Origin of the sequence: Dyella sp. SG609 (genome assembly GCF_012275375.1) — a bacterium.
Classification (GTDB): domain Bacteria; phylum Pseudomonadota; class Gammaproteobacteria; order Xanthomonadales; family Rhodanobacteraceae; genus Dyella_D; species Dyella_D marensis.
The window spans coordinates 292,419-301,228 of sequence record NZ_JAAZQJ010000002.1 but is presented as its reverse complement, the minus strand read 5'-3'; the positions used below and the strand labels follow the sequence as shown (position 1 = coordinate 301,228).

10 protein-coding genes are annotated in these 8,810 nt (G+C 67.5%); 8 read left to right on the top strand and 2 right to left on the bottom strand.

The features are described 5' to 3' along the window. Window positions 1–81 precede the first annotated feature (81 nt). From FHW85_RS04640 to FHW85_RS04620, 5 genes are all read left to right on the top strand, one after another. The gene (locus FHW85_RS04640) at window positions 82–405 is read left to right on the top strand and encodes a hypothetical protein (protein ID WP_168647519.1); all 324 of its coding nucleotides are present in this window, start codon (window positions 82–84) and stop codon (window positions 403–405) included. A gap of 244 nt (window positions 406–649) precedes the next feature. Continuing rightward, a complete protein-coding gene (locus FHW85_RS04635) occupies window positions 650–1,924 on the top strand; it encodes a substrate-binding domain-containing protein (protein WP_167257438.1) in 1,275 nt (424 codons plus the stop codon). 134 nt (window positions 1,925–2,058) lie between these two features. Beyond that, window positions 2,059–2,448 (top strand): prepilin-type N-terminal cleavage/methylation domain-containing protein, encoded by a 390-nt coding sequence (locus FHW85_RS04630; protein WP_168647518.1) that lies wholly within the window; start codon window positions 2,059–2,061, stop codon window positions 2,446–2,448. After that, window positions 2,448–3,140 (top strand): prepilin-type N-terminal cleavage/methylation domain-containing protein, encoded by a 693-nt coding sequence (locus FHW85_RS04625; RefSeq protein WP_168647517.1) that lies wholly within the window; start codon window positions 2,448–2,450, stop codon window positions 3,138–3,140. The genes FHW85_RS04630 and FHW85_RS04625 overlap by 1 nt, the downstream gene beginning before the upstream one ends. Next, on the top strand, window positions 3,137–4,024 hold the full coding sequence (locus tag FHW85_RS04620) for a type II secretion system protein GspK (RefSeq protein WP_168647516.1): 888 nt from the start codon (window positions 3,137–3,139) through the stop codon (window positions 4,022–4,024). Before FHW85_RS04625 ends, FHW85_RS04620 begins: the two co-directional genes overlap by 4 nt. A 126-nt stretch (window positions 4,025–4,150) precedes the next feature. Here FHW85_RS04620 and FHW85_RS04615 read toward each other — a convergent pair whose 3' ends face one another. After that, window positions 4,151–4,921, bottom strand: coding sequence for a LysR substrate-binding domain-containing protein (locus FHW85_RS04615; RefSeq protein ID WP_168647515.1), 771 nt, complete (start codon window positions 4,919–4,921; stop codon window positions 4,151–4,153). A gap of 102 nt (window positions 4,922–5,023) precedes the next feature. Here FHW85_RS04615 and FHW85_RS04610 point away from each other — a divergent pair, with 102 nt between their 5' ends. After that, on the top strand, window positions 5,024–5,863 hold the full coding sequence (locus FHW85_RS04610; RefSeq protein WP_168647514.1) for an NAD(P)H-binding protein: 840 nt from the start codon (window positions 5,024–5,026) through the stop codon (window positions 5,861–5,863). 255 nt (window positions 5,864–6,118) lie between these two features. Next, on the top strand, window positions 6,119–6,403 hold the full coding sequence (locus FHW85_RS04605; RefSeq protein ID WP_167257432.1) for a DUF6150 family protein: 285 nt from the start codon (window positions 6,119–6,121) through the stop codon (window positions 6,401–6,403). On the opposite strand, the gene FHW85_RS04600 is transcribed toward FHW85_RS04605, so the two are convergent. Next, window positions 6,395–6,997, bottom strand: coding sequence for an SPOR domain-containing protein (locus FHW85_RS04600; protein ID WP_168647513.1), 603 nt, complete (start codon window positions 6,995–6,997; stop codon window positions 6,395–6,397). The two genes, FHW85_RS04605 and FHW85_RS04600, sit on opposite strands and share 9 nt — an antisense overlap. A 92-nt stretch (window positions 6,998–7,089) precedes the next feature. Here FHW85_RS04600 and FHW85_RS04595 point away from each other — a divergent pair, with 92 nt between their 5' ends. Next, on the top strand, window positions 7,090–8,103 hold the full coding sequence (locus FHW85_RS04595) for a sigma-54 dependent transcriptional regulator (RefSeq protein WP_343203624.1): 1,014 nt from the start codon (window positions 7,090–7,092) through the stop codon (window positions 8,101–8,103). Window positions 8,104–8,810: the final 707 nt, after the last annotated feature.

Genomic DNA, 8,810 nt, shown 5'->3' with positions numbered 1-8,810 from the left:
ACCGTGCAGCAGCCTGGTCGGGGCAGGGCTTTCGCATTATCCGAGGCATTGCTCCAATTGCTTGAGGCGCGCCAGGAGAAAATGGCCGAGCGGTTGATCGATCAATGCAGTCCCGAGCTGATCCGGCAGATCAGCGAATCGCCCATCGCCTCGCTCAACGCGCGCCTTTCCTACCTGCTGAGGTCGCGCCTGCGCCGCCGCGCGCCGCCGGGCGAGCGCGGCGTGCACAGCGCCGCGCCGCTGCTGGTGGGCGTTTTTAACGTGTGGTGCCGCGAGGGGCGCCGCGCCTCGGTGCGCAGCGTGCTGCGCGAACTCGGCGGCGCCGACCTGCGCGCGCTGCGCGAGGAGCGCGAGCTCGATCCGGAAGTCATCTCGATGCTGCACGAATTCGATGCGCGAGCCTGATCGCGCTTTTTACGCGCGCGCCGCGCGCATCCGTATGCGCGGCGTGACGGCGGTGTCGAATAAGTCTTCGTCCGTGTCATTTGGATTATTTGGAAAAAACGAGTCATCGGAAAGAAATTTTCGATTACATCTAGCTTTAATCGATGCGTCATTCCAGGCCTGTACAAAATCCACGGCCTCCACTCCGGAGGTATTTTCAAAGTAGGGGTATGTCATGATCTTCGGGTTTAATGGAAATACCCGCATGAAGAAGCTTGCGGGCGCCCTGGTGCTGGCTTTCGCCGCCGCTTCCTCGGCTCATGCCGCCATCCAGGTCGGCGGTGGCGCCACGCTGCCGGCGGTGGGCTACGTCGGTGACGTGTCGAATCGCCTGAACTATGCGCCGGATGCCAACTCCCTGCTCGGTGCCTACAAGAGCGTGACGGGTACCGGCGCTTCGTACTGCCAGACCGGCAGCGGCGCGGGCAAGAACATCCTCGCCGGCGTCAGCGGCACCAGCGTGCAGAACGCCTGCCCGAACGGCTCGACCGCGCCGACCGGCTTCGGCGCCAGCGACTCGCACATCAACCGCACCACGCTGACCCAGCCGAACTTCGCCGGCTCGGATTCGCCGCTGTCCACCACCGACTACAACAACTACGTTGCCAACCGTTCCTCCAGCTTCCCGGTGCAGTTCCCGGCCGTCGCTGGCGGCATCGCCATCGTCTATAACAACTCCGCCGTGTCCGGCACGCTGGCCCTGACCACCGCGCAGGTCTGCGGCGTGTTCAGCGGCGCCATCACCAAGTGGAGCGACCTGGGCGTCGCCGGTTCCTCGCCGGACACCATCACGGTGGTCTACCGTTCCGACGGCAGCGGCACCAGCTTCGGCTTCTCCAACTTCCTGTCGAAGAACTGCCCGGGCAGCACGCCGGCCAAGCACTTCGTCACCGACCAGTCGTACGTCAACGTGGTGCAGAAGTACTTCACGCTGACCTCGACCACGCCGAACTGGAACGGCCAGAGCGGAAACGCCAACGTCGTCAACCAGATCCTCAGCGTGCCGGGCGCCATCGGCTACGCCGAAGCCGCCAACGCGCAGGCTGCGTTCGGCTCGGTGGCCACGGTGGACGGCAAGGATCCGGTGGCCGATCTCGGCGACGCGACGAACCACAAGGTGGCTATCGGCAGCACCGACGTGGTCTACAACAACGCCATCACCGGCGTGGACGCCAACACCGGCCGTCCGACCTTCGCCGCGATCGCCGGCGCCCCGTCCACCAGCTGCATCGCCCTGGTGAAGCCGGACGCGTATGCCACCCCGGCCGCGGGCTATCCGATCGTCGCCGTGTCCTACCTGCTGGGCAACAGCGCCAACAACGGCGCGGACGCCGCTTCGGTGCGCGCGCTGATCGGCGCCCCGTACAACAGCTCGATCGTCGCCGCCACGGGCACCATCGGCGCCGGCACCGGTCTGGCGTTCCTGGACGTCAGCGCCACCTCGATCACGCAGACCCAGATCAACGGCTGCATCAACTGATCGACGACGGTTCCACTTGCCGTGGAACGCACGGGAGAGGCTTGCCTCTCCTGTGTTTTTTGGTGTGTCAGAGGTTTGTTCTCTGGTGTTTTTTCGTGCGTCTGGCTGTCATGCGTGCGGCGTAGGGTGCGCCTATGAACCGGCAACAAGGCTTCAGCCTGCTCGAAACCATCGCCGCCATCCTGCTGCTGGCGATCGCCGTCGCCGCGCTGATGCGCGTGGCGAGCGCCTCGCTGAACCTCACCGACAAACTCGGTCAGGCCACGCACGCGGACATGCTCGCGCAGGGCAAGCTCGACGCGCTGGGCATCGCCGAACCGCTGGCGCCCGGCGAACACGAAGGCAGGTTCGACAAGGACTACCGCTGGCGGCTGCGCGTGCTGCCCTGGCAGGACGGCGAGCTGCCGCCGGATGCGGCACTGATGCTGTATCGCGTGGAGTTGCATGTGCTCTGGGGCGACGCGCGGCGGCCGCGCGAGCTCACCTACGTCACGTTGCGCACCGCGCGGCGGGGCACGCCGTAATGCAGCGCATCGCGCCGCGCGGTTTCAGCCTGCTGGAAGTGCTCAGCGCGCTGGCCCTGCTCAGCCTGCTGCTGCTTGGCGTTTTCTACGGCATCCGGACCGCCACGCGTTCGGTCAACACCGGCTCCGCCGCGCTGGAGCGCAATGATGAGGCGCGTTCGCTGCAGCAGTTCCTGCGCCGCGACCTGATGCAGGCGCGCGCGCTGCCGTGGAAGCTGGATGCGAAAGGCGACGGCGTGGTGTTCGAAGGCGAGCCGCGCAGCATGCGTTTCGTCGCGCCGCTGCCGGGCTATCTCGATCGTGCCGGTCCGCAGCTGCAGGCGCTCGCGCTGGTGGACGACGGCAAGGGTGCCTTGAAGCTGGAGCTGGGCAGCGCTCCGCTGACTTCCGGCGGCGCCGGTGCCGCGTTCGAGCCGGAGTCGCTGGCGGAAGGCGTGCGCGGCGGGCGGTTCCGCTACTACGGCCGCGATCGCGAAGGCGCCGAAGCGAGCTGGCGCGATCGCTGGAACGTGGCCGGGCGCACGCCGGAACTGGTGACCATCGAGCTGGAACGCGGCAAGGCCGACGAGGGCAACAAGGCCGGGCGCGAGGACGCCACCGCCTGGCTGTGGCTGCAGGCGCCGATCCGCCAGAACCCGTATGCGCTGAACGTCGGCGCCCTGGCCAAGGCGCTGGACGGAGCGAAGCCATGAGCGCGACAAACCGCCGTCGCAATCGTGGCATCGCCTTGCTCGTCGTGCTGTGGGCCTGCACGCTGCTGGCCATCCTGCTCGGCGGCTTCGCCACGCTGGCGCGCACCGAATCCATCCAGACCCGCTATCTCTCCAACCGCGTGCAGCTGCGCTATCTCGCCGAAGCCGGCGCCATGCGCGCGCTGGCCGAATGCGTCAGCCGCAGCGGCGGGCGCTGGGTCGGCGACGGGCGCCGCTACCGTCTGCGGCTGCAGGACCACGATATCGATATCCGCATCCAGGACGAGCTGGGCAAGGTCGACATCAACGCGGCCGATCCGCGCGTGCTGCAGCGGCTGTTCGTCGCCGCGGGCGCCGACGACGCCACCGCGACGCAGCTCGCCGCGAATATCCAGGAGACGCGCGACACGAACGCCAAGCTGTTCCACGAAGAAGGCGCCAAACGCTACGCCGAAGCGGGGCTGGCCGGCGGACCGCGCTATCGCGAATTCGACATGCCCGAGCAGCTGCAGACCGTGCTGGGCATGACGCCCGCGCTGTACCGCAAGCTGGCGCCCGCGATCACGGTGTGGTCGCGCCGCCCCGAGCCGACCCTGGCGCTGGCGCCGCCGCTGGTGCTGGCCAGCCAGCCGGACATGGACATGCCCAAGGCCGAACGCTACGCCGCGCTGCGCGCGATGACTTCCACCAGCACACCGCCGCCGCCGCTGCCGAACGGCCAGTCCGCCGGCGCGTGGCGCGGCGGGCTGGTGCGCACCATCGTGGCTTCGGCGACGGACGGGCAGGGCACGGCGGCAAGCGTGATCGTCACGTTCCGCTTGACGGCCTTGAAGGGCGGCCTGGGCTACAGCGTGCTGCGCTGGCAGGAAGACGGCGCGGGTTGAGCGCGAAGCTCAGCCGCGCAGGAACTCCAGCAGCGCGCGCACCTTCGGCGAGGCATTGAGCCGCGCCGGATACAGCGCGAACAGTTCCACCGGTTCCGGTTCCCATGCAGGCAGCACGCGCACCAGCTATTTCTTCGCCACCGCCTGCGCCGCGCCGTGCTGCGCCAGGATCGCCACGCCGGCGCCGTCCAGCGCGAGCTGGTGATTGATGGTGGGGTCGGGTACGGACAGGCGCGCCTCGACGCGCACTTCCTGCACGTCCTTGCCGCGGTGCAGGCGCCAGATGGTCTGTTCGGCCGGCTGGCCGAGCGGGCCGCAGGCGGTGATCAGCGCGTCGAGCTGGCTCAGGTCCGCCGGCGTCTTGGGCAGTTTCCGGCCCTTGAGATACGACGGGCTGGCGTAGAGGCCGAGCTCGATGGTGGCGAGCGGGCGCGCGAGCAAGGACGAATCCTCCAGCGGGCCGGGGCGGATCAGCACGTCGAGGTTGGCCTGCTGCGGCGTGGACTCGCCCGCGGTGATCTGCAGCTGCACGCGCAGTTCCGGATAGCGCCGCGCGAATTCCGCCAGGCGCGGGCCGAGCATGAAGCGCGCGAAGGCTATCGGCGCGCCGATGCGCAGGCGCCCGCGCGGCGCGGCCTGCATGGTGCCGATCGACAGGTCGGCCAGTTCCGCTTCCTCGATCACGCGGCGGCAGCGCTCCAGGTAGATCTCGCCGGCCTCGGTCAGCGCCATGCTGCGCGTGGTGCGTTCGATCAGGCGCACGCCCAGGCGCTGCTCCAGCGCCGCGATGGCGCGGCTGACGCTGGACTTGGGCACGCCGAAGTGCGCGCCCGCCGCGGTGAAGCTGCGCGCCTGCGCTACCTGCACGAAGTACTGCAGCTCGTTGAGGTCGATCATGATTGTTGCACCTGTGCAACAGAACGTTGCAAAACGACGGATTGTTCCAATGTAGGGCGGAGCCTATCGTCCGCGCACCCCACCCACAACGAGGCGACGGACATGTTTCTGGTCACTGGCGCGAGCGGCAATATCGGCGGCCATATCGCGCGGCAATTGCTTGCAGCCGGACACGCGGTGCGCGTGTTCGCACGCGACCCGGACAAGCTCGGCGAACTGGCTGACCGCGTCGAAATCGCCCGCGGCGATTTCAGCGATGCCGGCAGCCTGGGCGCCGCGGCACTGGGCACGAAGGCGGTATTCCTCAACACCGGGCCGAACCCGCCGGCGCTGCCGGCATTGCTCGCGGCGCTGAAAGCGAACGGCGCGCCGCGCGTGGTGTTTCTCTCCAGCATTCTTGCCGGCGATCCCGAGTTCTTCCTGGGAAGAATGCATCGCGCCAACGAGGAAACGCTGGCCGCATCCGGCCTGCGCAGCACCGTGCTGCGGCCCTCGGGCTTCATGACCAACACCTTGCGCTGGGCCGATTCGATCCGCGCCGAGGACGTGGTCTACAACGCCATGGGCACCGGCAGGGCGCCGATGATCGCGCCGGAAGACATTGCCGCGGTGGCGGTGCGCGCGCTGCTGGATGCTTCACTGGCGGGCCAGACGCTGGAACTCACCGGCGGCGAGCTGCTGAACGTGCCGGAGCAGGTGGACATTCTTTCCGGGTTGCTTGGCCGCACGCTGCGCAGCGTGGACGTAAGCATCGAGGACACGGTGCAGGGATTGGTTGCCAGCGGAATTCCCGAGCCGGTTGCACGTGGCGTGGCGCAGTCGCTGGAGGCGGTGCGCGACGGACGCGGGCGGGCGATGACGCCGACGGTGCAGCGTGTCACTGGCGTGGCGCCGCGTTCGTTCGATGCGTGGGCTCGCGCAAACACTGCTCGCTTTGCTTAGTGCTTAAGCCCATCTCCCATCGGCGACCCGAAGGTAGTCCCGTGGTAGGGAGGGGTTGGGGTGAGGGTACGGGCGGAGCGCAAGAGTGATGTGCACCGCTCCGCCCGTACCCTCATCCGGCTGCCGCCACCTTCTCTCCCATGGGGACTACCTTCGGGTCGCCAGAAGGACAAGGATTCCACCTCGTGCTTCGGTGCTGGCAGTTGACGTCCACTCCATTGCACCTCAATGTCTCGCCCTCGCACAGGGGAAGCCATGGCCCGCATCTACGTAACCGACACGATGGGCGAGGCCGAGGTGCGCGTGGCGCTGGTCAGCGCGCGCGGCATCGCCGACCTGTGGGTGTGCCGCGTCTCGTCCTGGGGCCTGGCGATAGGCGACGAGCGCTGGTTCGTCACGCCGGACCGCCAGTCCGCCACCAAGCGCGTGTTCTTCACCTCGCAAGGCATGGCGCAGATCACCGTGTGCTTCGTGCCGACCCTGGGCGAAGCCGGCTGGCGCGACCCGGCGCGCGCGCGGCCCGGCATCTTTTCACGATGAGGGTTTGCTCTCCGGCAGCCGGATCACCGGCGTGCTGGCGAGCTTGAGCACCGCCTGTACACGCGGCGCCGCGTCCTGCGCGGCGGCGGGCGAGGGGAAGCGGCCGGCGGCAAGCACCGTCCATGCGGCATGGTCGGGATCGACGGCAGCGATGCGCCGCAGCGGCAGGCCAAGCCCCTGCGCCGAGCGCTCCAGCGCATCCGCATCGCCCGCATCGACGAACTGGCCCAGCTGCAAGGCGTAGGCGGGTTGACCGGGCGCGGGAGCTGCTGCGGTCACGTCGCTGGTGACCAGCAAGGCGTTGGTCGATACCACGCTGGCGGCCGCTGCCGGTGCCGCGGCGGAAGCGGCTGCCGCAGGAAGATGCGGCGCTGCGAGAACCGGACGATCGCGCCAGCGCGCGGCGAACGCCTGCATCGGTGCGCGCCAGTCGTCGGGCGCCATCATGCCGCCGGCAAAGGCGAGCGCGCCGAACAACAGGATCAGCAAGATCAAGCCAAGCTTGGCGAACATGATGGACGGCCCCCCTGCCGCATCGATCTGCCTGTGCGTCTTCACGTGAAAAAGACATTTCGCCAGCGTGACGCGCGGCATCCGCGAATTTTTCCTGGCCGATGCATATTGCGGTCGCGCACCGCGAGGGGCAACATCCGCGGTCCGGGGAGTCGCATGGAGCAAAGGACGCGATGCCCCGTACAGGGGGCGTCATGGTCGATATCGCGGAGTCCAACTTGCTTGGATCTTCGCCGCAGTTCGCTCACGTCATTGCGCAGATACGCCGTATCGCGAAATTCGACGTGACCGTTCTGATCGGGGGAGAGACCGGCACGGGCAAGGAACTGGGGGCAAGAGCGGTGCACTACCTGAGTGCGCGCGCGTCCCGCCCTTTCATCGCCGTCAACTGCGGCGCGCTGGCCGATTCGCTGGTGGAAAGCGAACTGTTCGGACACGAGCGCGGCGCTTTCACCGATGCACGCCAGGCCTCGCCCGGCCTGGTCAGCGAAGCCGAGGGCGGCACGCTGTTTCTCGACGAGATCGACACGCTCTCGCCGAAAGCGCAGGCCTCGCTGCTGCGTTTCCTGCAGGACGGCACCTACCGGCGCGTCGGCGGCACGCAGACACGCTCGACCGACGTGCGCCTGATCGCGGCCAGCAATGCCAATCTCGATGAAATGGTCAAGACGCGGCAATTCCGCCGCGACCTGCTGTATCGCCTGAAGGTGATGCCGCTGGTGATGCCGCCGCTGCGCGAACGCGGCGGCGACGTGATGGAGCTGGCGGAAGCGTTCCTTACGCGGCTCAATCGCCAGTATGGCGCGCAGACTTCGCGCAAGAGTTTCGATCCGGGCTTTCTTGCCTCGCTGCAGCGCTACAGCTGGCCCGGCAACGTGCGCGAGCTGGAACACTTCGTGCAGCGCGAATACCTGATGTGCGAGGGGCAGCTGATCCAGGGCGGCCCGCCGCAGGATCTGGCCGAGGCGCCGGCCAAGGCCGCCGACGATGCCGCCTTCAAGCAGGCCAAGGCGCGGGCGATCGCCGATTTCGAGCGCAGTTACGTGGCTTCGGCCATGGCGCGGGCGCGGGGCAATATCACGCAGGCGGCGCGGATGGCCGGGCAGGACCGCAGTGCGTTCAGCAAGCTGGTGAGCAAGTACAGGCTCGCTTCCGTGGTCGGACAGGAGCAAGATTCCGGCGAGTGATGCCATCCATCGGGCGGGGCGAGTGACTGGTCATTCCGTACGTGTCGTGGCTGATGCGATTGCTCGCTATCTGGAGGCGAGTCCGGGGTGTGCGGATTCTGCGGAAGGGATTCAGCAGTGGTGGTTGAGGCCAGGCGGGGTGGAGGTTTCGCTTGATGTGGTGGTTGAGGGGTTGAGGGTGTTGGAGGGGGAGGGGGTTGTCGAGTGTCGACGGCTTGGGACGCGGGAGATTTGGCGGCTGCGCCGGTTGGCTGAGTGACGCTTCTTTTGTGGCGGCATCGCAATGATGTCGTCGGCTTCGCTGCTCGTCGTCCCGGTGTAGGCCGGGATCCAGTAACGGTATCGCTCGGTTTTCGCGGTGACGCGAAGGGGCCGCTTATGCAGCGGGCATTTCGGACGCCTGCCGGCGCCCGAGTCACTTTCTCTTTGCTGGCCCAAAGAGAAAGTAACCAAAGAGAGAATGGCCTAAGAGCAAAGGCTCGCGACGCGACTAGAAGGAGCAGTGGGCGGCTGCGGTAACTTGATTAACCTGGGTCTACACGAAACCACAGTGCGTTTACGTAGCGGGTGCTTCAACGTGCCGTTGCGAAGAGGATGTTCAAGGACTGGCGCCAGCTTTTGTTCTTCGTTCCTGCCCGCCTCACGCCATCACCCCTCTCCCCTCCGGGGAGAGGGCAGGGTGAGGGGCGGGTGCTCGCGAGAACCCT

Bases quoted from the DNA above. Each gene is read 5' to 3' on its own strand.
- FHW85_RS04640 (WP_168647519.1), top strand. From the start codon at position 82: ATGGCCGAGCGGTTGATCGATCAATGCAGTCCCGAGCTGATCCGGCAG.
- FHW85_RS04635 (WP_167257438.1), top strand. From the start codon at position 650: ATGAAGAAGCTTGCGGGCGCCCTGGTGCTGGCTTTCGCCGCCGCTTCC.
- FHW85_RS04630 (WP_168647518.1), top strand. From the start codon at position 2,059: ATGAACCGGCAACAAGGCTTCAGCCTGCTCGAAACCATCGCCGCCATC.
- FHW85_RS04625 (WP_168647517.1), top strand. From the start codon at position 2,448: ATGCAGCGCATCGCGCCGCGCGGTTTCAGCCTGCTGGAAGTGCTCAGC.
- FHW85_RS04620 (WP_168647516.1), top strand. From the start codon at position 3,137: ATGAGCGCGACAAACCGCCGTCGCAATCGTGGCATCGCCTTGCTCGTC.
- FHW85_RS04615 (WP_168647515.1), bottom strand. From the start codon at position 4,921: ATGATCGACCTCAACGAGCTGCAGTACTTCGTGCAGGTAGCGCAGGCG.
- FHW85_RS04610 (WP_168647514.1), top strand. From the start codon at position 5,024: ATGTTTCTGGTCACTGGCGCGAGCGGCAATATCGGCGGCCATATCGCG.
- FHW85_RS04605 (WP_167257432.1), top strand. From the start codon at position 6,119: ATGGCCCGCATCTACGTAACCGACACGATGGGCGAGGCCGAGGTGCGC.
- FHW85_RS04600 (WP_168647513.1), bottom strand. From the start codon at position 6,997: ATGCCGCGCGTCACGCTGGCGAAATGTCTTTTTCACGTGAAGACGCAC.
- FHW85_RS04595 (WP_343203624.1), top strand. From the start codon at position 7,090: ATGCCCCGTACAGGGGGCGTCATGGTCGATATCGCGGAGTCCAACTTG.